The sequence below is a fragment of the Bacillus smithii genome (assembly GCF_001050115.1).
In the GTDB taxonomy this organism is placed as follows: domain Bacteria; phylum Bacillota; class Bacilli; order Bacillales; family DSM-4216; genus Bacillus_O; species Bacillus_O smithii.
The window spans coordinates 1330776-1355187 of record NZ_CP012024.1 but is presented as its reverse complement, the minus strand read 5'-3'; the positions used below and the strand labels follow the sequence as shown (position 1 = coordinate 1355187).

General features: G+C 42.0%; 23 protein-coding genes. 1 reads left to right on the top strand and 22 read right to left on the bottom strand.

The features are described from left to right. Positions 1-157: 157 nt before the first annotated feature. The 17 genes from trmD to BSM4216_RS06340 all read right to left on the bottom strand — a co-directional run bounded on the left by trmD (position 158) and on the right by BSM4216_RS06340 (position 18677). Positions 158-910, bottom strand: coding sequence for a tRNA (guanosine(37)-N1)-methyltransferase TrmD (gene trmD / locus BSM4216_RS06420; RefSeq protein WP_048623145.1), 753 nt, complete (start codon positions 908-910; stop codon positions 158-160). Continuing rightward, positions 907-1425, bottom strand: coding sequence for a ribosome maturation factor RimM (gene rimM, locus BSM4216_RS06415; protein WP_048623144.1), 519 nt, complete (start codon positions 1423-1425; stop codon positions 907-909). The genes trmD and rimM overlap by 4 nt, the downstream gene beginning before the upstream one ends. A gap of 4 nt (positions 1426-1429) precedes the next feature. After that, positions 1430-1822 carry a YlqD family protein gene (locus tag BSM4216_RS06410; RefSeq protein ID WP_048623143.1) on the bottom strand — a complete coding sequence of 131 codons (393 nt, stop codon included), beginning with the start codon at positions 1820-1822 and terminating at the stop codon, positions 1430-1432. A 293-nt stretch (positions 1823-2115) separates the two neighbouring features. Next, on the bottom strand, positions 2116-2388 hold the full coding sequence (gene rpsP, locus BSM4216_RS06405; RefSeq protein ID WP_003354551.1) for a 30S ribosomal protein S16: 273 nt from the start codon (positions 2386-2388) through the stop codon (positions 2116-2118). A 200-nt stretch (positions 2389-2588) separates the two neighbouring features. Beyond that, positions 2589-3929, bottom strand: coding sequence for a signal recognition particle protein (ffh, locus tag BSM4216_RS06400; RefSeq protein ID WP_003354550.1), 1341 nt, complete (start codon positions 3927-3929; stop codon positions 2589-2591). A 29-nt stretch (positions 3930-3958) separates the two neighbouring features. Next, positions 3959-4291 carry a putative DNA-binding protein gene (locus BSM4216_RS06395; protein WP_003354549.1) on the bottom strand — a complete coding sequence of 111 codons (333 nt, stop codon included), beginning with the start codon at positions 4289-4291 and terminating at the stop codon, positions 3959-3961. Between the two features lie 280 nt (positions 4292-4571). Continuing rightward, complete coding sequence (gene ftsY / locus BSM4216_RS06390) at positions 4572-5564, bottom strand: signal recognition particle-docking protein FtsY (protein WP_048623142.1); 993 nt, start codon at positions 5562-5564, stop codon at positions 4572-4574. Positions 5565-5726: 162 nt separating this feature from the next. After that, complete coding sequence (gene smc / locus BSM4216_RS06385; RefSeq protein WP_048623141.1) at positions 5727-9293, bottom strand: chromosome segregation protein SMC; 3567 nt, start codon at positions 9291-9293, stop codon at positions 5727-5729. Positions 9294-9307: 14 nt separating this feature from the next. Next, positions 9308-10039, bottom strand: coding sequence for a ribonuclease III (gene rnc, locus BSM4216_RS06380; protein ID WP_048623140.1), 732 nt, complete (start codon positions 10037-10039; stop codon positions 9308-9310). A gap of 458 nt (positions 10040-10497) precedes the next feature. Continuing rightward, complete coding sequence (gene acpP / locus BSM4216_RS06375) at positions 10498-10731, bottom strand: acyl carrier protein (protein WP_003354545.1); 234 nt, start codon at positions 10729-10731, stop codon at positions 10498-10500. A gap of 41 nt (positions 10732-10772) precedes the next feature. Next, positions 10773-11516, bottom strand: a complete 744-nt coding sequence (fabG, locus tag BSM4216_RS06370; protein WP_048623139.1) for a 3-oxoacyl-[acyl-carrier-protein] reductase — start codon at positions 11514-11516, stop codon at positions 10773-10775. Next, positions 11513-12460: an ACP S-malonyltransferase gene (fabD, locus tag BSM4216_RS06365; protein ID WP_003354542.1), complete on the bottom strand. Its 948-nt coding sequence runs from the start codon at positions 12458-12460 to the stop codon at positions 11513-11515. The genes fabG and fabD overlap by 4 nt, the downstream gene beginning before the upstream one ends. A 12-nt stretch (positions 12461-12472) precedes the next feature. Next, positions 12473-13471: a phosphate acyltransferase PlsX gene (gene plsX / locus BSM4216_RS06360; protein ID WP_048623138.1), complete on the bottom strand. Its 999-nt coding sequence runs from the start codon at positions 13469-13471 to the stop codon at positions 12473-12475. After that, positions 13468-14052: a transcription factor FapR gene (gene fapR / locus BSM4216_RS06355; protein ID WP_048623137.1), complete on the bottom strand. Its 585-nt coding sequence runs from the start codon at positions 14050-14052 to the stop codon at positions 13468-13470. Before fapR ends, plsX begins: the two co-directional genes overlap by 4 nt. 194 nt (positions 14053-14246) lie before the next feature. After that, complete coding sequence (gene recG / locus BSM4216_RS06350; RefSeq protein ID WP_048623136.1) at positions 14247-16295, bottom strand: ATP-dependent DNA helicase RecG; 2049 nt, start codon at positions 16293-16295, stop codon at positions 14247-14249. Between the two features lie 328 nt (positions 16296-16623). After that, entirely contained in the window at positions 16624-18297 is a 1674-nt protein-coding gene (locus tag BSM4216_RS06345; protein ID WP_048623135.1) for a DAK2 domain-containing protein, read from the bottom strand. A gap of 17 nt (positions 18298-18314) precedes the next feature. Further along, positions 18315-18677: an Asp23/Gls24 family envelope stress response protein gene (locus BSM4216_RS06340; RefSeq protein ID WP_003354537.1), complete on the bottom strand. Its 363-nt coding sequence runs from the start codon at positions 18675-18677 to the stop codon at positions 18315-18317. Positions 18678-19274: 597 nt separating this feature from the next. Here BSM4216_RS06340 and rpmB point away from each other — a divergent pair. After that, positions 19275-19463 carry a 50S ribosomal protein L28 gene (gene rpmB, locus BSM4216_RS06335; RefSeq protein ID WP_003354536.1) on the top strand — a complete coding sequence of 63 codons (189 nt, stop codon included), beginning with the start codon at positions 19275-19277 and terminating at the stop codon, positions 19461-19463. A gap of 296 nt (positions 19464-19759) precedes the next feature. Here the strand turns inward: rpmB and spoVM are convergent, their stop codons facing one another. From spoVM to pknB, 5 genes are all read right to left on the bottom strand, one after another. Further along, entirely contained in the window at positions 19760-19840 is an 81-nt protein-coding gene (gene spoVM, locus BSM4216_RS06330) for a stage V sporulation protein SpoVM (RefSeq protein ID WP_040341495.1), read from the bottom strand. Positions 19841-19926: 86 nt separating this feature from the next. Next, positions 19927-20598, bottom strand: coding sequence for a thiamine diphosphokinase (locus tag BSM4216_RS06325; protein WP_048623134.1), 672 nt, complete (start codon positions 20596-20598; stop codon positions 19927-19929). A 212-nt stretch (positions 20599-20810) separates the two neighbouring features. Then, complete coding sequence (gene rpe, locus BSM4216_RS06320; protein WP_048623133.1) at positions 20811-21467, bottom strand: ribulose-phosphate 3-epimerase; 657 nt, start codon at positions 21465-21467, stop codon at positions 20811-20813. A gap of 6 nt (positions 21468-21473) precedes the next feature. Beyond that, positions 21474-22355, bottom strand: a complete 882-nt coding sequence (gene rsgA, locus BSM4216_RS06315; protein WP_003354533.1) for a ribosome small subunit-dependent GTPase A — start codon at positions 22353-22355, stop codon at positions 21474-21476. Between the two features lie 99 nt (positions 22356-22454). Beyond that, positions 22455-24407 (bottom strand): Stk1 family PASTA domain-containing Ser/Thr kinase, encoded by a 1953-nt coding sequence (pknB, locus tag BSM4216_RS06310; RefSeq protein ID WP_048624423.1) that lies wholly within the window; start codon positions 24405-24407, stop codon positions 22455-22457. Positions 24408-24412 lie beyond the last annotated feature (5 nt).

The following is a 24412-nucleotide window of genomic DNA, read 5'->3' as shown; positions in this document are numbered from 1 at the left end:
AACTCCTTCCAACAGATGCTCTTGCAGATCGATCGTTTGCAGCGGAACATCGTTTTCAAACGAAAAGAACGAAATATTTCGTTCAAATCACAAGCTAAATCTTATCATATCGCCAACCGCAAATCAAGCAGCAATTAGAAATTTTGCCAGTACGTTTTTAAGAGTCGTTGGACGAGTAATTCCCCTTTTCCCATTCTTGCAGCCATTCTTTTTGCTCTGGAGTTAATGGATAATTTTCTAACAAGTCAGGCCTTCTTTCCCAAGTTCTTCGCAGCGACTCCTTCATCCGCCATTGCTCAATCAATCGGTGATTTCCGGACAACAGTACGTCTGGAACTTTCAACCCACGAAAGTCGGCGGGGCGTGTATAATGAGGATGTTCCAGCAATCCAGAGGAAAAAGAGTCCATAATCGGTGAATTCTCATTGCCTAAAACTCCGGGAAGCAGTCTTACAACGCTGTCGACAACTGCCAACGCACCGATTTCGCCTCCAGTCAACACAAAATCGCCAATGGAAATTTCATCGGTAACGATCGTCCGAATACGTTCATCATAGCCTTCATAATGTCCGCAAATTAAAATCAAATGGTCTTCTTCGGCCAGCTCTTCCGCTTTTTTCTGCGTATATCTCTCGCCTTGGGGGCACATAAGGATCACTCTTGGCTGAGTGTTTTCGCTTTTTTGTTTCAAATGGGCGACGGCGTCGAAAATGGGCTGTGGTTTTAATACCATCCCGGCGCCGCCCCCGTATGGATAATCATCTACTGATTGATGCTTGTCATTAGAAAATTCTCTGAAATTGACTACATGATAAGTGACAATTTGCTTTTCTGCCGCTTTTTTTAGAATGGAAGATGACAAGACACCGTCAAACATTTCCGGAAACAATGTTAAAATATCAATCTTCATGACAGCAGTCCTTCCATTGGATGGATTATAATGATTTTTTCGTCAATATCTACCTTCTTCACGATGTCCTCAATATACGGAATATAATATTCTTTTCCATTGGAGTCTTTTACCACCCAGACATCATTGGCTCCCGGTGTAAGAATTTCCGTTACGATTCCCACCGGGTCGCCATCTTCCGTCTTTACTTGACAGCCAATGATTTGATGAAAGTAATATTCCCCTTCCTCCAATTCGTGTTGCTGGCTTTCAGGAATCTTTAACATCGCACCTTTAAACTTTTCCACATCGTTGATGCTTTCATAACCTTCAAATGAAAGAAGATCGAATGACTTATGAGTCCTATGACTATTCACCACGAGCGGAATTCCTTCCGTTTGTCCGGGGAGGAATAAATAGAGAGTATTGCCTTTTTTATAGCGTTTTTCCGGGAAGTCGGTACGGGAGAGCACCCGCACTTCTCCCTTGATTCCGTGTGTATTCACGATTTTACCGATATTGAACCATTTCTCCATTCTTTCACCCCTCACGAATGTCAATAATTATTCCGTCTTTCACGACAATCGTTTTCCCTTTTGCCACTTCATCCCAACGGTCTCCAATTTCCACTGTTACAATCGTCTCCAATTCCTGCTCTTTTATTTCGCTTCCAAGCGGCAATAAATCCAATTGTTGAAGTTGAAATTCATATTGCTTGATTTTTTCTCTTCGTTTGTCGATTTCCTTTCCGAAGTAGGCACGAACTTGCGCAAGGGAGAATTTTTTTTCTTTTTCTACCTTTTTTTGCTCAAATTGAAGCTGAGCACATTCCTTTTCCAGCTGCTCGATTTTTTCCGAGTATTTTTGGATTAGCAACTCTTTGCTTTTTTCCGTTAATACTTGCTTAACGACCACTTTTTGGATAATTTCCATCGGGACACCTCCGAGATTGCCCCCAATAGGCTGATCACGACTCCTATACAAAAAGGGAGGTTTCCCCTCCCTTTTTCGGCAATTTCCAAATATACTTTTTCCTTTATATCAGCACTAGCTGCCTAAAGAACAGTCCGGATGGTTTTCACCATACGTCCGTATTTTTCAACCACTTTTCCGGTATCAGCCGGTCCATTGGAAAGGCTAGAAACCTTTCTTCGCGGATCGACACGGAGCTTTTTCCGAGTGGTCCGCGAAAGGTTGGTCAACGGCAAGAATGAATTCAATTATTCTTATTTGCCGTATTTAGCGTTGTGGAATTTTTCCATAATTCCTTTTTGAGAGAAAAGGTTGCGAACTGTGTCAGACGGTTTTGCACCGTTTTGCAACCATTTAAGCGCCAATTCTTCGTTAATTTCGACTTGAGCCGGTTGAGTCAACGGATTGTATGTTCCGATGGTTTCAATAGAACGGCCATCGCGAGGAAAACGAGAATCTGCCACTACAATACGATAGAACGGAGCTTTTTTTGCCCCCATACGTTTTAAACGAATTTTTACTGCCATGATTAATGCACCTCCGAATAGTTTCACACAAGATAGTATGTTATCAAAAAATCCTATTGCTTGTAAAGTGTTTTTTCTTAACACATGAATATTGCCTCAAAAAACTTACAATTTAAAAGTGTTTAGATCAAGACCCGTAAAAGTAAAACATCATAGATCTCACATGAAAAGGGTGAAATAGTTACGGGCCGCTCATCGCGTTACATAAAAGGGAATTTGAAGCCCTTTTTCTTTCCTTTTTGCATGCTGGTCATTTGTTTCATCATTTTTTTCATTTCTTCAAATTGTTTCAACAGCCGATTGACTTCTTGAATGGTTGTACCGCTTCCTTTTGCGATACGTTTTCTTCGACTGGAGTTGATAATTTCCGGATGCTCTTTCTCTTCTTTTGTCATTGAGCGAATAATCGCTTCCACATGGCTGATTTGCTTTTCATCAATTTGAATGTTGTTCAGCCCTTTGATCCTGTTCATTCCGGGGATCATTTTTAATAATTCATCGAGTGGACCCATCGAGCGGACTTGGCCCAATTGGTCAAGAAAATCATCGAGTGTAAATGACATCGTTCGGATTTTTTGTTCAAGCTGTTTTGCTTTCTCTTCGTCAACGGAAGCCTGCGCTTTTTCAATTAATGTCAGCACATCTCCCATTCCGAGAATGCGCGATGCCATTCGTTCCGGATGGAAAGGTTCAAGAGCATCCATTTTCTCGCCCATTCCGGCAAATTTGATGGGCTTGCCGGTTACCGAACGAATCGATAAGGCTGCCCCTCCGCGTGTATCCCCGTCCAGCTTGGTTAAGATGACGCCGGTGATGCCAAGCTGCTCATCAAAGCTTTGAGCGACATTGACAGCATCCTGCCCTGTCATCGCATCAACGACAAGAAAAATTTCCTCAGGCTTGGTCAAAGACTGGATTTGTTTTAATTCTTCCATCAAATTTTCATCAATATGGAGCCGACCGGCGGTATCAATTAAAACATAGTCATAATGCTCTTCTTTTGCTTTTTCAATCGCCTTTTGGGCAATTTCCACCGGGCTGACTTGATCGCCGAGAGAAAAGACAGGCATATTCAGCTGTTTGCCGAGAGTTTCCAACTGCTTGATGGCAGCAGGACGGTAAATATCCGCAGCGACCAGCAACGGCTTGCGGTTGTATTTTTTCCTCAAAAGGTTAGCCAGCTTGCCTGTTGTCGTCGTTTTCCCCGCTCCTTGGAGACCGACCATCATCACAACAGTCGGAGGGCGCTTCGCAACGGCAATTTGGCTCTGTTCACCGCCCATCAGCTCGGTCAATTCTTCCTTAACGACTTTGATGACTTGTTGGCCGGGAGTCAGACTCTTCATCACTTCTTGGCCAACGGCGCGTTCGCTCACTTTTTTTACAAAGTCCTTTACAACTTTAAAGTTGACGTCTGCTTCCAAAAGCGCTAAACGAACTTCTCTCATCATCTCTTTCACATCCGCTTCGGATACTTTTCCTTTGCCGCGGATTTTTTGAATGGTGTTTTGCAAACGCTCGGCCAATCCTTCAAAAGCCAATGCTGCCGCCTCCTTTCTTTATAAAAAATCTACTCCAACCTCTCCAATTGTTCCACCAACTCGAGCAACTGCTCTTTTGAATGGTTGTCAGAAGAGATGGCATTCTTTAATTGTTGAAACAGTTCAGTCCTCATTTGAAACTTTTTGAATAAAGACAATTTTTCTTCATATTCTTCCAGCATGGCTTCTGTCCGTTTAATGTTATCATAAACCGCTTGACGGCTTATACCATATTCTTCTGCTATTTCCCCCAACGAGTAATCATCGAGGTAATAGAGGGCCATATAATTACGCTGCTTTGGAGTCAACAACGATTGATAAAAATCATACAAGAAATTCATTCTCGTTGTTTTTTCCAGCATGCCATTCCCCTCTTTTCGTTGTTAAGTGGAATTCCTTTACACTATTTCAGTGTACTTTGAATGACTTCAAATGTCAAGGAAATTCCCTTGCATGTGCCTGACGACAGAATATAAAGCGCTTTTTGGCGATAAAGGAACTCATGGAGCTCCCATTCCCCTTATTTCAAAAGCGAAAAACCGTTTGAGCCATAGACTGTTTATTTCCATCTGACCGGATAGTCCCAGCTGCGGCTCAAACGGTATTAGAAGAAGCCTTTATTCCTGCCTCTCCCCCAAAACGTCAGTTGGTGGAATCCTCTTTCATAAGGTCGGAAAATAATCCGTATACATACTTTTCAACATCAAACTCCTGCAAATCATCCATTTTTTCACCAAGTCCAACAAATTTTACCGGAATTTGCAATTCATTTCGTATCGCCAGCACGATGCCCCCTTTCGCCGTGCCATCCAGCTTGGTCAACACAATTCCTGTGACTTGGGTAGCTTCTTTAAAGGTTTTTGCTTGGATCAGTGCATTTTGGCCGGTTGTGGCATCTAAAACGAGAAGCACTTCATGAGGAGCCCCGGGCACTTCCCTTTCGATCACGCGTTTCACTTTTTCTAATTCCTTCATCAAGTTCACTTTATTTTGCAGGCGTCCAGCCGTATCGCAAAGGAGAACGTCTACTTTTCTCGCTTTTGCTGCTTTGATGGCGTCAAACATGACAGCAGCTGGGTCCGAACCTTCAGTCTGTTTGATCACATCGACTCCGACCCTTTCCCCCCATACTTCCAATTGTTCAATGGCTCCGGCGCGGAACGTATCACCTGCAGCCAGAAGCACTGATTTTCCTTCATTTTTAAATTTATGGGCCAGCTTCCCTATCGTTGTCGTTTTGCCGACCCCATTCACGCCGACAAATAAAATAACTGTCAGACTGTCTTTCTGGAGATTGAGGTCATGAAGGGTTTCATCTCCCCCTTGATAAATCTCCACGAGTTTTTCCACAATCACATCTTGCAATTCAGCAGAGTCTTGAATTTTACGGCGTTTGGCCTCCATTTTCAGCTCTTCCACCAGTTCCATCACGGTTTGAACACCGACATCGGCACTGATCATAATTTCTTCCAATTCCTCAAAAAACTCCTCGTCCACTTTCCGATAGCGGGCGATCAAATCGTTGATTTTACTCGAAAATCCATTTCTTGTTTTCGACAAACCGCTCTTGAATTTTTCTGTTACAGTATCCGTTGATTTCGTAAATTTTGATTTTAGTTTTTGAAAAAAGCTCATCATTTCACTTCCTTTACTCATACTACCAGAGTCTTTGCGCTTCTTTTTACCTTCAAAACAAACCTTTGTATTCTGAATAAAAATCGAATTTGGACTTAAACAGAAGATTGCTTGATTCTTAAAAGAAAAAGTTCAAAATGAGACATTAAGAAAAAGTGTTTCTTACACTTTTAACAATTCCTTCGTTTCTTCCAACCGGACGGAAACGAGCTTTGATACTCCTGATTCTTGCATTGTGACTCCATACAGCACATCGGCTTCTTCCATTGTACCTTTTCGGTGAGTGATGACAATAAACTGTGTTTCTTCGCTGAATTGCTTTAAATAACGGCTGAAGCGATAGACATTGGCTTCGTCAAGCGCTGCTTCTACTTCGTCCATAATGCAAAATGGAACGGGACGTACTTTTAAAATCGAAAAGAGCAATGCAATGGCCGTAAGCGCCCGTTCTCCGCCGGAGAGAAGCCCCAAATTTTGCAGTTTTTTTCCTGGAGGCTGAGCAATTATTTCAATACCGGTAGTCAACATATGCTCAGGATCTGTTAATTTTAATTCAGCTCTTCCTCCACCAAACAATTGCGAAAAAACCGAGCCAAATTGTTTACGTACAGCAGTGAAGGTCTCTTCGAAACGTCGAGCCATTTCTTCATCCATCTCGGAGATCACACGATAGAGTGTTTCTTTCGCTTCTTGAAGATCATTTTTTTGTTCCAACAAAAAGGAATAACGTTCGGAAATCCGCTTATACTCATCTATCGCTCCCAAATTGACCGTCCCTAATTCCTCAATCGCCAATTTGATTAGTTTTAATTGCTTGCGAGCTTCTTCAATGGGAATCGTAAGCGGATAATGTTCTTTTGCCGCTTCAAATGTCAGCTTGTATTCTTGATTTAAAACGGAAAGACGGTTTTCTAGTTCGACATCCAAACGATTAATCTTTACTTCTTCATCTTGAACAACTTCGACAAGACCTTTGTGAATTCGTTTTAATTCTTTTAATTCAAGTTCTTCATCTTCAATGATTTGCTGAAGCTTGAATCGTTCTTCCCTTCTCAATGAGATGAGACGTGCTGTCTCTTCCTTATCTTGGGATTTTTGCTTAGCAGCTGCTTCCACTTGAACTTCCCCGTCTTCACTGTTCACCATTTCGGACTGCAGATCGTTCAAATCGTTTTCCAATTGCTTTTGTTTGTTGGATGCTACTTCAATCTCCGTTTCTACTCTTTGAAGTTCTTTTTTGCGTGCGTTAAGCTGCTCATTTTTAACCGCCAATAATGCTTTCAAATCGCTGATTTCACTTTGCAGTTTTTCTTTTGATTCTTTCTCATGATATTTCTGCTCTGTCAGACGTTCTAATTCAGCATTGATTTTCTTCAACGCAGATTCTGTATTTTCAAGAGATCGAAGCAAAGACTCTTTTCGCTCTGTCAACGCTTGTTTTTCCCGCTCGTATTCCGATTTTTCCAAATCGTACACGGCCAGTTTTTCATTTAGATTCTCAAAGGCCATTTCGTTTTCACGCCATTTGGCTTTCCATTCTTGCTGCTGCAAACGAAGCTTTTCCCCATCTTTTCGCATTTCTTCCAAATGAGATTCGCGGGATTGGATTTCCGATTTTAATTCCTTTACCTTTTTTTCCGCCTCCGTTGTTTTTTGTTCCATGATTTCGATTTCCTGCTTTAAAGATTCCAGCTCATTTTTGCGACTTAAAATGGAAGCATTCTTTTGTTTAACTGCTCCTCCTGTCATGGAACCTCCGGGGTTGACGACATCGCCATCAAGCGTTACCATCCGCAATCGGTATCCAAGTTTTTTAGCCAGATCATTAGCTGCTTTTAAATCCGTTGTGATCACAACATTTCCTAACAAATTGGAAATGATGTCACGATATTTATCTTCACAACGAATCAATTCTGCCGCAATTCCGACAAAACGGCTATCCGATCGCAGCAATGCAATCAGGTCATTGGAAATCGATTTGCCTTTTATGATATTCAACGGCAAAAAAGTCGCCCTGCCGTAATGATGCTTCTTCAAAAATCCGATAGCTTCACGGGCAGAACGCTCGTCCACCGTCACGATGTGCTGCGTGGCACTGCCGAGAGCTGTCTCGATGGCCTTTTCCAATTCTTTCGGGACTTCAATCAGTTCAGCCACCGCTCCTTCAATTCCATGAAGAACCGAATTTTTAGCTTTCAAAACTTCTTTTACGCCTTGGAAAAAGCCGGCATACTCTTCTTCCATCGTTTCGAGCATTTCTTTACGAGACTTGGCTTGCTGCAGAATTTTATAGGCTTGATATAAATTCGATTCCAATTTCGCATATTTTTGTTTCTGTGCTTCAAGCGTTCGTTTTTCCGTTTGGAAAGAATGAATGTGCTGATTCAACTCAAGTTCAATTCGTTTCAACTCGTTTTCTAAATTTTTTCTTTCGTTTTCAAATTCAGTACGAGAGCTTAAATATTTTTCGTTTTCCTTCGTCAGCCTTTGTTGGCGAGCTTCATATTGCTGCCATTGCTGTTCAATGTACTGCAGCTCATTTTTGATAGACGCTTGATTGTTTAAATGATCGATATAATCGGTTTTTAATGAATCAATCCGTTCGTCTACGTCGTCGGCCAGCTCGTTTAATTGTTTTTGTTTATCAGCGAGTGATTGTTTTAAGGCGAGCGCTTCCTCTTTACAGTTTTCCGTTTCTTGTTTGAGAAGCTCTTTTTCGTTTTGCAAAGATTGAAGACGTTCTGTAAGTTCGATAACATTTTGCCTTAATTGGCTTTCGTTTTGAGCCGCATTTTTCTTTCTTTCTATTAATACCTTTTTTTGCCCTTCCAGTTTCTCCAATTCTTCACTGGCCGCCAACAAAACATTTTGCAAATCACTAATGGATTCATCCAATGCCGTCAGCCGATCCCTCAACTCCGCAAGCCTAGCTTCCTTTTTTTGAATTTCGGCCGATCGAGCCATTTCATCTTTTTTATGACTATCCAGCTCGCTGCTCAATTTTTCCCATCGCTTATGTAATTCTTCAATCTCATAAACGATGCAAGCCACTTCCACCTTTTCTAAATCCTCTTTTTTCTGAAGATAATCTTTGGCGATAGAAGCTTGAATTTTGAGCGGCTCTACTTGGTGTTCCAGTTCGTGCAAAATGTCATTGACCCTGTTCAGATTTTCTTCCGTTTCAGCCAATCTGGCCTCTGCCTTTTTTTTGCGCGTTTTGTATTTCAACACTCCCGCTGCTTCTTCAAAAATGCTTCGTCTGTCTTCCGGCTTGCTGTTCAAAATTTCTTCTACGCGGCCCTGTCCTATCATAGAAAAAGCTTCCCTGCCAAGACCGGAATCCATGAACAACTCGACAATGTCTCTCAATCGGCATGGCTGTTTGTTAATAAAAAACTCGCTTTCACCAGATCGAGTCACCCTTCTAGTGACACTGATTTCATTATATTCCAGCGGCAAAAATTCATCTTCATTATCGAGAACTAACGTAACTTCCGCAAAATTTAAGGCTTTTCGGGTATCACTTCCAGCAAAAATAACATCTTCCATCTTTGATCCGCGGAGCGACTTTGCAGAATGCTCTCCTAATACCCACCTGACGGCATCGGTAATATTGCTTTTCCCCGACCCGTTTGGCCCAACCACTGCTGTTATACCAGGAACAAAATCAATGGTGATTCTGTCAGCAAACGATTTAAAGCCAACGATCTCCAATCGTTTGAGGAACATTTATTTTCCCCCTGTCATTTCTGATTTTGTTTTAGTTTAGACAATGCTTGTTCGGCGGCACGCTGCTCCGCTTCTTTCTTAGACCGCCCTGTCCCTACGCCGAGAACCTGACCGTTTAAGGCAACTTCAGAAACAAATTCCCGATGATGGGCCGGTCCTTTTTCTTGCAGTATACGATACGTTAAAATACCGTTTCCGTCCCTTTGAACCATTTCCTGAAGCTGAGTTTTAAAATCCATCACATGAGAAAAAGCACCGGCATCGATTTTAGGAAACACGATTTTTTCTAAAAACTGGACAACGACCTCTAATCCTTGATCAAGATAAAGAGCCCCTATGAACGCTTCAAACACATCAGCGAGCAAAGCAGGCCGCGTTCGTCCTCCAGTCATCTCTTCTCCTTTTCCCAATCGAATGTATTGACCGAATTGCAGTTCGTTGGAGAATCCGACAAGGGAAGGTTCACATACAACCGCCGCACGCAGCTTTGTTAATTCACCTTCGCTCATGAAAGGATATTTGTTGAATAAATAATTGGATACCGTCAGTTCCAGCACTGCATCTCCTAAAAACTCCAACCTTTCGTTATCATCGTTTGGCTTTTTTCGATGCTCATTCACATAAGATGAATGGGTAAAGGCTTGCATTAAAAGGCTTTGATCATGAAAATCAATTTCAAGCTTCTTTTGCAGCTGCCGAAATCGCTGCTCTTCTATTCTCTTGTCTTCTTTGGATTGTTTCCTCATTACAAAGTTCCTCCACTAGCATAAAATGAAAAACTTCTTAGTCTGAATGCCTCCATCTTCACTCACATAACAAGTTTAGACGAAATATCCTTTCAGCGCAAAATGTTTTCCCAATTTTCTTTTCGGCACAGAGCCTTCTGAAATAATCAGTGTAAAAGTGCAACTTTCATCAGAGTTAATGAAAAAAACTGATGACTAGTTGAACTTTTCGAGCATTATGGTCATGGACATTCAATCATTTGTTTTGGAAAGACGATCATCGTTGATCCTTCGTGTGTTCTGACTAATGGAATGTGAAATGTCATTTCTTCCGTTAAACAATTGCCATTTGCGATATGTATACAGGAGGATTAGAAAAAATCGTATATGGGAATAAATGTGTTTGAAACAAAGATTCTTACAAAAAAAAGCAGCCGCCTCCTTTGGAAGGACGAGCGACCGCTTTAAACTTCTGACGATTATTGTTTACTTTTTATGTAATTAACAGCATCACCGACTGTTACGATTTTTTCAGCTTCTTCGTCAGAAATTTCCATTTCAAATTCATCTTCCAATTCCATGACAAGTTCTACTACGTCAAGAGAATCAGCACCAAGGTCTTCTTTAAAAGAAGCATCAAGCGTCACTTGAGATGCTTCCACTCCTAGGCGGTCCACAACAATTTTAGTTACACGCTCTAAAACGTCGTCCATTCTACTCACCTCCCCTCAAATACTTCGACTTAACTCTTATATCACATGCCCATTCCACCGTCAACCCGCAATATTTGCCCAGTCATATAACTGGAATCAGGCGACGCCAAAAATAAGGCCACTCTTGCAATCTCTTTCGGCTCCCCTATTCGAGCAAGAGGAACTTGTTTGATCATGGCTTCTTTTACTTCTTCTGGCAGGTCTTCTGTCATATCAGTAGATATAAATCCAGGCGCGATCGCATTGACCGTAATTCCCCTCGAAGCAAACTCCTTCGCGGTGGTTTTGGTTAAACCGATTACCCCTGACTTGGCTGCCACATAATTCGCTTGACCTGGATTTCCAGTAATCCCGACAATAGAGGAAATATTGATAATGCGACCACTTCTTTTCTTCATCATGGCCCGTGCTGCTGCCTTTGTACATAAAAAGACACCTTTTAAGTTCGTGTTGATGACAGCATCCCATTCCTCTTCTTTCATTCTCAAAATCAAATTATCTCTCGTAATACCAGCGTTATTGACAAGGATATCTAAACCACCAAAGTAATCGACAACTGATTTTATCATATCTTGAACAGCTTGACTATCCGAAACATCACATTGAACAAGGAGTGCTTTTCTTCCCATTGCTTTAATTTCTTCGGCTACTTCACGGGCTTTTTCTTCACTGCCAGCGTAATTAACAGCTACATCGGCTCCTTCTCTTGCAAACTCAAGTGCTATTTCCCGGCCGATTCCTCTTGAAGCCCCTGTCACAAGGGCCACTTTTCCTTCTAATCTCACACTGTTCCCTCCTTCAGTTCTTGAACGGTGGACCGAATCGATTCTTCGTCCGAAACGGCGAATGTACGAACTCGGCGGTTCACTTTTTTAATCAAACCAGACAGTACTTTTCCCGGCCCAATTTCAATAAAAGTATCAACCCCCAGCTCCAAAAGTGTTTGAATGGTATCTTCCCACAATACAGGAGAATAAAGCTGTTCCAACAGCTTAGCACGAATATCGCTGGCAAGTTGAACCGGACGGGCGTCCACATTGGCGACTACCGGGACTTTGCAGTCATGAATCTCTATTTGATCCAACACTTTTTCCAGTTTTTCTGTAGCAGGCTTCATTAAACTAGAATGGAACGGCCCGCTCACTTGCAGTGGAATGACTCTTTTAGCTCCACGTTCCTTGGCCAGTTCTCCAGCTGTTTCGACGCCTTTTTTTGTCCCCGATATGACAATTTGCCCAGGACAGTTCAAATTGGCTAATTGGACACTATCCCCGCCTTGCGATACTTCTTCCGTCACTTTCAGCAGTTCTTCACGCTCCATGCCCAACACGGCAGCCATTGTCCCTACACCTGCCGGAACTGCTTCTTCCATATAACGTCCACGCATGTGCACAGTATAAACGGCATCTTCGAAACGGAGAGCTCCGGCATAAGTCAACGCAGAATATTCTCCCAGACTGTGTCCAGCGGCATAATCGGCATGAATTCCCTCTTTATTGAGCCTGTTCACTAGCGCCGAACTTACAGTCAATAAAGCCGGCTGAGCATTGTACGTCAGTGTGAGCGTCTCTTGAGGACCATTGAACATAATATCGCTTAACGAGTAACCAAGTTTTTCATCTGCTTTAGCGAAAAGGGCGGCAGCTTCCTGATCTTGTTGTGCCAATTCCTTCCCCATGCCAACTGTTTGTGATCCTTGTCCAGGAAATACAAAGGCTATTTTTCCCATTCTTGTCTCTCCTTACGCTTCTTGATTTTGCAGTTTTTCCGCTTCTTCCTTCACAATTCCGGTTATGTTGTATTTGACCATTTCCTGCGCCTGGCGAAGGGCGTTATAAAAAGCTGTGGCGTTGGAAGATCCATGAGCCTTAATGACTGGTGCTTTCAACCCAAGGAGCCCGGCGCCTCCATATTCCGAATAATCCATTTTCTTTTTCAGCCCTGATAATTCCGATTTCATCAAGCTAGCTCCCAATTTTGTTTTCCATGACGACAGCATGACTTCTTTTGTCATAGAAAAAACAGAAAGAGCCGTTCCTTCGATTGTTTTTAACACCATATTTCCGGTAAATCCGTCTGTCACAACGACATCCGCTGCCCCCTGAAGCAAATCTCTTGCTTCCACATTGCCCGTAAAGTTGAGATTTGTATGGGACAATAGATCAAATGTCGATTTCGTCAGTTCATTTCCTTTTTTCTCTTCGGTTCCAATATTCAAAAGTCCTACCCGCGGACGGGATATTCCCCGAACTTTTTCAGAGTATATCGTCCCCATCAAAGCATATTGAAGCAAGTTCTCCGGTTTTGCTTCAGCATTGGCTCCCAAGTCAAGCATTAAAAAGCCTTTTCCGTCAACTGTCGGCAACGTGATGGCGAGAGCCGGACGGGAAATTCCCGGAATTCTTCCAACCACGAACAGTCCCGTGGCCATTAAAGCCCCTGTGTTTCCGGCAGACACGCACGCATCTGCTTCTCCTGATTTTACCGCTTCAGCCATTAAAACCATGGATGAATTTTTTTTCCTTCTAACTGCTTTTACGGGTTCATCCGTCCCCAGAATGACTTCATCCGTATGTACAATTTTCACTCGATCGCTTGCTTTTAAATACTGTTTAATCTCTTGTTCTTTTCCAAACAAAACAATTTCTAAATCCGGAAACTCTTCTAAAGCCCTGTTTGTTCCCAGCACTATTTCTTTCGGGGCGTTGTCACCGCCCATGGCGTCTACTGCTATTTTCATAGTTCTTCATCCTTTGTTGTTGATTTCGAACGAAACATAGTAAATTCTCCATAAAATACCAGCTCTTGTCCAACATAACTTCTTACTTTCACAATCGCTCTTCCCGTTTCCGTTTGAGGATTTGATACTTTCGCCTTTGCTACTACCCTCTCTCCTTCTTTGACAGAACGGGTAAAGTGAATGTTGGCTTTTTCCGTAAGAGCAAGCTCATCATTGATCACAGCGACTGCAAGCGAATTGGCTTGGGCAAAAAGATGATGGCCTCTGGCAATTTTATTTCTGCTAAAAACATGTTCTTCTTTCACATCAAAAATGGAGATGGCGCTCTTATCAAGTTCTATATCAACAATATCACCGATCACTTCTTCAATCGGGAGAGAACGGACTTCGTTCCGAAATCGCTCTTCTGCCACGTGTTTAATCCGTTCCCGCAACTCCGGGATGGAAAGTTCCATACGATCTAATCGAATGGTTTGCACACTCACACGAAATCGTTCTGCTAATTCTTCGTCGGTGATAAAAGGATTGTCTTCAATTGTCTCCTGGAGCCTTTTTTGCCGTTCTTTTTTGGATAATCTCATATTATACACCATCCGATATTAGTACTAGGTACTAACAGTAGTATATAATCAAAAAATATAGAATGCAAGATCATATTGGCATTCCGTTCGTAATTTGTAAACGTTTTTCTTCCTCAACCGAGACAATCATTCAAATCTTTCCTCCCGACGAGTGAGAGTAAAGGATGCGGAAGGAAACGACCTCTCTTTTTTGGTTAATCCAGCTTTTCGCCAGACAGGACTCCCGACTCTTGTAAATACGTGCGCAGCGGTTCGTATTCTTCGGTGGTCCAAAAAGCATCTGACTGGATAAGCTCGGCCGCATCTTTCCGGGCTGTTTCCAGCGCACGATAATCATGAACGACATCAGCCACTTTAAAATCTGGCAACCCGCTTTGTTTTTTCCCAAATAAATCTCCCGGTCCGCGCAATTCCAAGTCTTTTTCGCTTAAAACGAACCCGTTGTTCGTTTCCGTCATAATTTTCATACGTTCTTTACCTACTTCTGTTTTAGGATCAGCGATTAGAATACAATACGATTGCTCATTCCCTCGTCCAACACGTCCCCTTAATTGATGCAGCTGAGCAAGTCCGAAACGATCAGCATCATAAATCACCATAATGGTAGCATTTGGAACATTCACTCCGACCTCGACAACAGTTGTGGAAACAAGAACATGAATTTCATTGCGACTAAATGCATTCATCACTTGGTCTTTCTCCTCAGCACTTAGTCGTCCGTGCATCAGCCCGATGTTGTAGCGGTTGTGAAAATAATGGGTTAATTGGGCATGAATATCGATGGCATTTTGCACGTCCAGCTTTTCAGATTCCTCAATCAGCGGGCAGATCACATATGCCTGCTTATTTCGACGCAGCTCCTTTTCCATAAAGGCTAGAACACGTTCAAACATATCATGCTTTGCCCAATACGTTTCAATCGCTTTTCGTCCTTTTGGCATTTCATCAATGATGGACACATCCATCTCTCCAAAAGCGGTGATCGCCAGCGTTCTCGGTATCGGCGTCGCCGTCATAAACAACACATCGGGATTTTCTCCTTTTTCCCGCAACACTCTTCTTTGTTCAACTCCGAATCGATGCTGTTCATCCGTAATGACCGTGCCTAATTGTTTGAAATTTACATCCTCTTGTATGAGAGCGTGAGTACCTACCAAAATATCAATGTCTCCGTTTTCCAGCTGTTCCAATACCTGTTTTCTTTTCTTTCCTTTTACAGAACTTGAAAGCAGCTCAACGGTGACGTCAAAAGGTTCAAAAAGTTCACGTAAAGACGCCGTATGCTGTTCCGCCAATATTTCCGTCGGCACCATCAAGGCTCCTTGATTGCCTGCTGTAATCGTTGCATATAAACAAACGGCAGCCACGACAGTTTTTCCCGAACCAACATCTCCTTGAAGCAATCGGTTCATACGGTAAGGCGATTTTAAATCGGCGCAAATTTCATTGATCACACGTTTCTGAGCATTAGTCAGAGGAAATGGCAAATGTTGAATAAATTCTCTAAGTTTTTTCACATCATAATGTTGCTCTTGACCTTTTGAATGCTCTCTCTCAAATTTTCGCAACGCCTGTATTTTTAATTGGAAGTATAGAAATTCCTCGTACACAAAACGACGGCGCGCCTGTTTTAATTCCTGCGCGTTTTTCGGGAAATGTATCGCCCGAATGGCTTCCCGGCGACCCGGTAATTTATAATTTTCAAGAAATGCGGTCGGTAGATTTTCTCGAATATAATCTCCATATTCATTAAGGGCGGTTGCAATAAATTTTTTCAACATATTGGACGTGATGTTTCCCTTTAAAGAATATACCGGTTCAAATTCGCTGCGATATGAGTAGGGACCGAGATGATAGTGTTGCACAGTGATCGTTTGACGGTGGCGATCCCATTTTCCGGTGACTGTGATCGTATCGTTCAGTTTGATTTTTTTCTTTAAAAAGGGCTGATTGAAAAAGACCGCTGTCACTAAATAGCGATCTACAAGAAGTTTAAACGTTAAACGTGATTTTTTCCGACCGTAATACATGACAGAAGGATCACTGTGAACTTTCCCTTCGACCGTTACCCTCTCTTCATGAGGGACATCGGCCAAGTCTCTCAAGCGGTAATCTTCGTACCTGTAAGGAAAATATTCCAATAAGTCCTTAATGGAGTAAATGTTCATTTCCGCAAGCGAATTGGCTGTTTCTTTACCGATCCCTTTTAAAACACCAACGTCTCGAGAAAGCAGATTATTCACGGTTATTTTGCGATGTCTCCCCCTTATTACGGACATCTCCTACAGGAGAGCCACCGCATCCCCCCCTTCTGCTGTGACTATCATTATCGTGAATGGCAAAGATACTTTTGACAGAGGCAGCACCTTTCTATCACTTTTTTACTTTGGCTAAAGCTTTCTGTTTCGTGATTGAATTCAAAAAGGGTTAATAGTCCCGTTTCACACAGCCGCCATATTCCATCTTTCCCAACGAAATCATTTTTTTAATTAAAATGATTTCCATACGAAATAGAAGGGGAATATCCCCTTCTATTCGTCGACTTCCCAATATTCGATTTAGTTCCTTTTCCTATTCAATCGAAATAATAAAAGAATAAAGCGGTTGCTTTCCATTATGAACTTCTATTTCCAAATCCTCATATTTCTCTTCAATGAAAGCAACGAGTTCTTCTGTTTCTTCTTTGGAAACATCTTCACCATAAAAAATGGTGATAATTTCACTATCTTCTTCCACCATATTCTCAATTAAATGTATGGCAGCTTCCATTTTATCTTTGCTGGTCGTTACAATCTTTCCATCTAAAATGCCCATAAAATCATTTTTAGCAATGGAAATGCCGTCAATCGCCGTATCTCGAACGGCATACGTAATTTGTCCCGTCTTAACATGAGCCATCGCTTCCGCCATAGCTGCCTGATTTTTCTCCAAACTTTGGTCTGGACGAAAAGCAAGCAGAGCGGCTATTCCTTGGGGAACCGATTTCGAAGGGACCACCACTACTTCTGCATCAATCATTTCTTTTGCCTGTTCCGTTGCTAAAATAATGTTCTTATTATTTGGGAGAATGATGACTTTTTCAGCGTTAACTTCCTGCGCCGCTTTGACGATGTCCTCCGTACTTGGATTCATCGTTTGTCCGCCCGGAATGACTGCAGAAGCTCCTATGCTCTTGAACATTTCAGCAATTCCTTCTCCCATGGCAACCGTTACAATCCCATACGGCTGTTTCTCTTTCTTCTTTGTATCCGTATGCAGCTGTTGGTGGGTTTCCCCTACAATTTGACTATGCTGTTCACGCATGTTTTCGATTTTTATTTTAATGAAGCTTCCATATTGCTGTCCATATGTAAGCACTTCACCAGGTCGTTCCGAGTGGATATGTACTTTAGCCACTTCGTCATCTGCAACAACAAGCAGAGAATCGCCAAATTGGCTAAGGTCTTCCCGAAATTTTTCTTCTGAAAATGGATGATCTTTGAGTTTCTCTTTTTCCAAACGAACCATAAACTCCGTACAATAGCCATACACAATGTCTTCTGTTTTCATGAAGCTTTGAGCTTTATGATGTTCCGCTTTGACGAGTTCGTCAAGCGTCGGTTCAATCGCAGGAGTTCCGGGCAATTGTTCCCCTTTTAAAGCGGCTAAAAATCCTTCATATACAAGGACAAGCCCTTGTCCCCCGCTGTCGACTACCCCCACTTCCTTTAACACCGGGAGCAATTCTGGGGTTCGTTTCAAAGAGCTTTTCGCTTCTTCCAGCAATGCTTCCGTCACTTTCACAATATCGCGCTCATGCTTAGCCGTTAGAACGGCTTTTTTTGCAGCATCTTTCGCAACCGTTAATATCGTTCCTTCTACCGGCTTCATGACCGCTTTATAAGCTGTATCTACTCCAGCTTCAAAAGCATTAGCGAATTCTTGGCTATTAATCCATTCTTTTTGTTCAATTGCTTTAGCAAACCCACGGAATAATTGGGAAAGAATCACACCTGAGTTGCCGCGCGCTCCCATCAATAATCCTCTTGCAAGGGAAGCCGCAGTCTTACCTACATGATCTGTTAAATGTTCTTGAACTTCCTTAGCTCCGGAAGTCATAGACAAATTCATGTTTGTTCCCGTGTCGCCGTCAGGAACAGGGAATACGTTTAATGCATTGACCATTTGTGCATTGGCAGCCAAGTTATTGGCACCGGCAATGATCATTTCCGCAAAACGCTTACCATCCAAAGATGTTATCGACACGTATTTTTTCCTCCTCACTAAGGGTTCGTCACCCTGACACCTTGTATAAAAATATTGACTGTATCAACTGACAGCCCAACTGTTTGATCAAGTGTATATTTTACTTTCGTTTGAACGTTATGGGCCACTTCGGAAATTTTCGTTCCATAGCTAACGATAATGTACATATCGATATGAATCCGATCGCCTTCTTGCCGAACAATCACGCCACGGGTGAAATTTTCTCGTCTCAAAATTTCCGTTAATCCATCTTTCAGTTGATTTTTGGACGCCATACCCACTATGCCGTAACAATCTACAGCAGCTCCACCGGCAATAGTGGCAATGACTTCATTAGAAATATCTACCGTTCCATACTTCGTTTTTAGCTCAATCGACATGAAAAGAGCCCTCCTTATCGGATTCTTCCTTTGTTACAAACATTTTACTATACATAGGGGCTTTTTAAAAGTGAACCTTCCGTTCTTATCATTCCAAATTAATCGATCAGCGTCAAGGTGTTTTTCTTGAAAGATATTTTGTTCCAGTTTTTGTCTCCTATTCGTAAATTCCTATCATATTAAAAATAAGTCCTCTTCCCTTCTGTCCTTGTGAATCAACCAAACCCAACTTATTTTATTACAAGAAGAGATGAGAAATGACTCTTTCATTCTTGCTTTTCCTTCCTTTTCTATCATACAGATCAATGAACGTACAGCCAGATGGCTTCTATTGAACATCAAATTTTGTGCATGAGTACAACAGACAGCTGTTTAATCCTTCAAAATCCATTTTAACTGTGAACAAAAGCTTTGCCTCCCATGATTTGGTCATTTTTTACATCTTAATAGCTAAAAAGCCAGAGATTCATCGGTGTCTTTTCCCTTCCTGATATTGCATTAACCAATATTCTATGTTAAATTATATTAGTGTCTGTTTGAAGATAAGGAAGTAATGAAATTGAACATTTTCAGCTTCTGCAGTTAGGAGGGAATCAAATGGCAAAACAATGCGTGATTACTGGTCGCAGAACGCGTACCGGAAATAGACGTTCCCACGCTATGAATGCCAACAAGCGTACTTGGGGAGCAAACTTACAAAAAGTGCGCATTCTAGTTAACGGTAAGCCAAAACGGGTTTGGGTTTCTGCAAGAGCTTTAAAATCCGGAAAAGTTGAACGTGTATAATGACAATAAGCACCCACTCTCGGGTGCTTGTTTTTTATCCCGTCATATAATATAATGAATGATCTGCAGCCATTCCATTTTCACTTCAACGGCCATTTCAGGTGACCATTTTCGCTTTCCTCTCGTTTCTCTTTTTTACGCTTTCACCCATTTATGTCTCATGAAAAGGGGGGTGAGTCCAAAGGCCTGACTCACTCAATCACTCAAGACACGCTACGCTGGGCAGTTCATAGCATGCTGAAAAATCTGGCCTTCCGCCCGACGTCAGCCCCTTGGAAACCATTTCTCTTTTCTCTTTATCCTTTTTTAAAGGTACCAAGCATTGCCCGGACAATTCCGCCTAAAAATCTAGGCAATTTAATCGTATAAAATTTCATTCCATGTCCCTCCCCATTCATCTGAAGGATGATAATGGTCTATTCGCCATATTATATTCAAACAAAGGAAATAAGTACGTATCGTCCTAACGTGCCGGACTGATTGGCATTTCATCGGAACTTCTTACCATCATTAATATGCCGCTTGTAAAGGAAAAAGTACCTTTTTCTTCAATCAGTTCATTGCTTATGCATCGAGTCGATCCAAATATTGCCGTATAATTATGTAAAGGATATTTAAACCCTGTAAGCGTTAATCCTTCAACATGGCCGTTCACAGGAAGAAAAGAAACATATGGCTTATCAGGAAGTTTTCGTATTTCATATTTTTTCGGACGATGAACCGAGATGATATTTTGGCGATCGATGATCTTAAAATCTATAGAGCTTTTGCTCCATTTCTCATTCACAAGCAAACTGATATTAGCCAAAAAATGATCCAGCCTCCCGCCGGTGGCGCCAAACAGAGAGATGGTGTTTGGATTTTGCTTTACACCGTATTCGATGGCTAGCTCCATATCGGTTTCATCTTTTTCCGGTCTGTATTTTTTAATATTTCGCACTTTTTCCTTTATTCGCTTCCATTCGCTCTCTCGAATGGAATCAAAATCACCTACAGCGAGATCAGGCACAATTTGTTCATCCAGCAAATATTGCACGCCTTTATCGACCCCGATCCAATACATCTCTTGTCCATCAAACGCTTTTAAATCCGGTATACATATACGGGGACCGCCTGCCACAATGCCCACATTCATCCATATTCCTCCTATCGATTCCCATGAATGCATCTATAGCAATGAGTACTGATTTTAAACTTTTCCAAACGGGAAACGCCTAATGTGCAAATATTTTTTCCCTCTTCTTAGCGAATCAACCATTAAAAAAAGGGAGGGAGGTCCTCCGCCTTTTCTATGAAACTATTGTGTAAGAGTATAAAGATGGAGGATACAACAATATCCTTTATCCATTATTGTTCCAGTCGTTTACGGATCAAGCTGATCGCTTTTTGGCGATCTTCCTGATTAAAAATGGCTGAGCCGGCCACTAACACGTTCGCGCCGGCATCGACGCATAATTTTGCTGTTTCTGCGTTGATACCGCCATCCACTTCAATTTCGACATCAAGACCGTTTTCACTCACTAATTGCCGCACTTGACGAATTTTCGGAAGAACAGTATCGATAAAGGTTTGTCCGCCAAATCCAGGATTGACGGTCATGACGAGAACTAAATCAACGTCATTTAGCACATGACGGATCATTTCTACAGGGGTAGCCGGATTGACCGCTACACCTGCCTTTACTCGCAGCGAACGGATGTGTTGAATCGTGCGATGAAGATGCGGACACGCTTCCACATGGACCGTAATATAATCAGCACCTGCTTTGGCAAATGTGTCAATATAAGCATCCGGGTTTTCAATCATTAAGTGGACATCCAGCGGCAGCTTCGTAACAGGTCGGACGGCTTCGACAATCAACGGTCCCATCGTAATGTTAGGGACAAAATGTCCATCCATCACATCCACATGAATGTAGTCGGCCCCGCCTTTTTCAACTTCTTTCACTTCTTCCCCTAATTTCGAAAAATTGGCGGAAAGGATGGAAGGTGCAATTTTGATCATAGTCCATCAATACCTCGGCTTTCTCTCTTTTATTTCAACTAAAAACTGTTGGTAATGATCATAACGATAAGCGGGAATTTTCTTCATTTCCACCGCTTCTCTCACTGCACATTTTGGTTCATTCAAATGACGACACCCTCGGAACTTGCAATATTGACTTAGTTGATGAATTTCCGGAAAACAAGACGACAATTCATCAAGGTCCAAGTCTCCTAATTCAAGGGAGCTAAAACCAGGAGTATCGGCCACAAGACCATTATCTATTTCAATCAATTCCACATGGCGAGTGGTATGTTTTCCCCTTCCCAGCGAATCGGAAATATCTTTCGTCTCTAATTGTAAGTCTGGACGCAATGCATTCAAAAGCGAAGATTTACCGACACCAGATTGTCCAGCAAACACCGATGTTTTCTCTTGCAAAACAGCACGAATTTGATCTAAGCCGCTCCCGTTTTTAACAGATGTGGTAATGACTTGATAGCCGATTTCCCTGTAATCCTCACAGTATGAGTGGATTTTTTGTTCGTCTTCCGGCGAAAGCAAATCCATTTTTGTGAGGCATATGATCGGTGTGATCGCTTTAGATTCGATTAACACAAGGAAACGGTCCAAAAGCCCGAGATGAAAATTGGGACGCGCCACTGAAAAAACCAAAATGGCTTGGTCTACGTTCGCAATGGGCGGACGGATCAGCTCATTTTTGCGCTTCTCTATGCTTAAAATATATCCTTCCTGATTGCTTTCCAACTGATATTCCACATAATCACCGACAAGAGGGGAAATTTTTTGTTTTCGAAACACCCCTCTTCCTCGGCATCGAACCACTTTTTCTCCATCTAATACATAATAAAATCCGCTCAGCGCTTTAATAATTTTTCCATTAGCCATTGCATTCCTCCTTACTCAAAATGATTTTCTTACAGGTAAGACTTTTAAAGCCAACGGATCGCTCAAGAAAAATAGTTGGTCAAAGTTGTCGTTATGGACTTACTCGTCATCCGGAAAAGGGACCATTTCGTCAATGATGACTTTTTTATCTCTAACCACTTTATATCCTGCTTTTTTGCCACTGGCAATCGTCAATGAAATCGTTTTTCTCGTGTCTTCATGAATGAAAAAAGTCTCATATGGTACAGTCATGCTGTTGTTTGCGTCTTCGATGTAAATGACCACTTCTTGAGGCTTTCCTTCTTCATCCGGTTCATATGGAATGAACAATTCTTTTGTAACGGTTTTAGGCGGAATTTCTTTTTTGCCTTTTGACAGCACAACTTCCACTCTATCCCCTTTGTTTAACAGCGTACCGGCTGAAGGATTTTGAGAGATTACCAGCCCTTCCGGCACACTGTCAGAATAATCTCTTCTGACAATGTCCACTTTTAAACCGCTTGTGGCCGCATAATCTTTCAAACTTTTCTCGTTGTAATCAGTCAAATCAATCAGCGATACCTTTTCCGGACCCCTGCTTACCGTAAATGTCATCTCTGTTTCTTCCGGAACGACTTTTTCATTTGGCCCCGGATCTTGGTCTATGATGGTTCCCGGCGGGTGATCGTCATATATCTCTACTTTACGGATCCTTTTAAAATGTTCTTTTTCCAACATGTCGGCGATTTCATTATAATCCCGATCACGATAATCATCCAGTTTAAATGTTTTTTTCCCGGAGCTTACATACAGATCAACAGAAGATCCCTCTTTTACTGTTTGATTAGCACCAGGTTTGGTATAGATGACCTTTCCTGCCGGTACATGATCGCTAAACCTTTCGATCGTGTCTCCAACTTTCAATCCATCCGTCACCAATTTCGAAACGGCGTCATCCACCGTTTTCCCATGAACATCCGGCACCTTGATTTCTTTCGGTCCCAATAAATCCGGGATCACAAAGACGCTCCCCGCTGCCAACAACAAGAGCAAGAAAATTCCGATTACAATCCAAGGCCATTTTTTTCTTTTCTTTTTTTCCGGCTTGTCCGACCCACTGTTCGTTTCTTCTTTTAATGGGTAAACAGCCGTCGATTCTAAATCATCTACCGGAAGTGGACCTTTAATGGCAGGTATGACTTTTGTTTCTTCTTCGTCCACCAAAATGGTAAATTTCGGTTCATTCAGTCGGCTCGGTTCAAGAGCAGTCCTTATATCTTCTTCCATTTCTTCCACGCTGTTATAACGGTAAAAAGGGTCTTTGCAAGTAGCTTTCAGCACAATATTTTCCACACTTTGCGGAATTTCCGGAAATTTTTCCCGCAAAGAGGGGGTATTGGATTGCAAATGTTTTAAGGCGATGGAAATAGCTGTTTCTCCTGAAAATGGCAAATTTCCTGTCAGCAGTTCGTACATTACAATACCAAGAGAGTAAATGTCTGATTTTTTTGTTGCTACTCCTCCTCGAGCTTGTTCAGGAGAGATGTAATGCACAGATCCGAGAAAAGAGTTGGTTTGGGTAATCGACGTCGCACTTAAAGCCATCGCAATGCCAAAATCGGTAATTTTGACATGACCATTGTGATCGATCAAAATATTCTGCGGTTTAATATCACGGTGAATAATCGAATTGCGGTGTGCATGGGCGATAGCAGAAGTCAGCTGACTCATGATGTCTAGCACTTTCTCCACCGGGATAGGGGAATGCTGCATTATGTATTGTTTTAAAGTCATTCCATCCACATATTCCATCACAATGTAAAAAATATTGTCTTCTTCTCCCACATCATAAATATTCACGATATTCGGGTGAACAAGACTGGTTGCCGATTGAGCTTCTCTTTGAAAACGGCGTATAAATTCTTCTTCTTCGGCAAAATCCATTCTCAATACTTTTAGAGCCACATCTCGGTCCAATATGATATCTCGTGCTAAATAGACATGCGCCATCCCGCCTCCGCCAATCATTTCGATTACTTTGTATCTTCCGCTGATTCTCCTGCCGGCAAGCATTCCGA

What these genes read in the sequence shown, in the direction of transcription:
- trmD (WP_048623145.1), bottom strand. Translation starts at nt 910, where the DNA reads ATGAAGATTGATATTTTAACATTGTTTCCGGAAATGTTTGACGGTGTC.
- rimM (WP_048623144.1), bottom strand. Translation starts at nt 1,425, where the DNA reads ATGGAGAAATGGTTCAATATCGGTAAAATCGTGAATACACACGGAATC.
- BSM4216_RS06410 (WP_048623143.1), bottom strand. Translation starts at nt 1,822, where the DNA reads ATGGAAATTATCCAAAAAGTGGTCGTTAAGCAAGTATTAACGGAAAAA.
- rpsP (WP_003354551.1), bottom strand. Translation starts at nt 2,388, where the DNA reads ATGGCAGTAAAAATTCGTTTAAAACGTATGGGGGCAAAAAAAGCTCCG.
- BSM4216_RS06395 (WP_003354549.1), bottom strand. Translation starts at nt 4,291, where the DNA reads ATGCTGGAAAAAACAACGAGAATGAATTTCTTGTATGATTTTTATCAA.
- ftsY (WP_048623142.1), bottom strand. Translation starts at nt 5,564, where the DNA reads ATGAGCTTTTTTCAAAAACTAAAATCAAAATTTACGAAATCAACGGAT.
- smc (WP_048623141.1), bottom strand. Translation starts at nt 9,293, where the DNA reads ATGTTCCTCAAACGATTGGAGATCGTTGGCTTTAAATCGTTTGCTGAC.
- rnc (WP_048623140.1), bottom strand. Translation starts at nt 10,039, where the DNA reads ATGAGGAAACAATCCAAAGAAGACAAGAGAATAGAAGAGCAGCGATTT.
- acpP (WP_003354545.1), bottom strand. Translation starts at nt 10,731, where the DNA reads ATGGACGACGTTTTAGAGCGTGTAACTAAAATTGTTGTGGACCGCCTA.
- fabD (WP_003354542.1), bottom strand. Translation starts at nt 12,460, where the DNA reads ATGGGAAAAATAGCCTTTGTATTTCCTGGACAAGGATCACAAACAGTT.
- plsX (WP_048623138.1), bottom strand. Translation starts at nt 13,471, where the DNA reads ATGAAAATAGCAGTAGACGCCATGGGCGGTGACAACGCCCCGAAAGAA.
- fapR (WP_048623137.1), bottom strand. Translation starts at nt 14,052, where the DNA reads ATGAGATTATCCAAAAAAGAACGGCAAAAAAGGCTCCAGGAGACAATT.
- BSM4216_RS06340 (WP_003354537.1), bottom strand. Translation starts at nt 18,677, where the DNA reads ATGTCGATTGAGCTAAAAACGAAGTATGGAACGGTAGATATTTCTAAT.
- rpmB (WP_003354536.1), top strand. Translation starts at nt 19,275, where the DNA reads ATGGCAAAACAATGCGTGATTACTGGTCGCAGAACGCGTACCGGAAAT.
- spoVM (WP_040341495.1), bottom strand. Translation starts at nt 19,840, where the DNA reads ATGAAATTTTATACGATTAAATTGCCTAGATTTTTAGGCGGAATTGTC.
- BSM4216_RS06325 (WP_048623134.1), bottom strand. Translation starts at nt 20,598, where the DNA reads ATGAATGTGGGCATTGTGGCAGGCGGTCCCCGTATATGTATACCGGAT.
- rpe (WP_048623133.1), bottom strand. Translation starts at nt 21,467, where the DNA reads ATGATCAAAATTGCACCTTCCATCCTTTCCGCCAATTTTTCGAAATTA.
- rsgA (WP_003354533.1), bottom strand. Translation starts at nt 22,355, where the DNA reads ATGGCTAATGGAAAAATTATTAAAGCGCTGAGCGGATTTTATTATGTA.
- pknB (WP_048624423.1), bottom strand. Translation starts at nt 24,407, where the DNA reads ATGCTTGCCGGCAGGAGAATCAGCGGAAGATACAAAGTAATCGAAATG.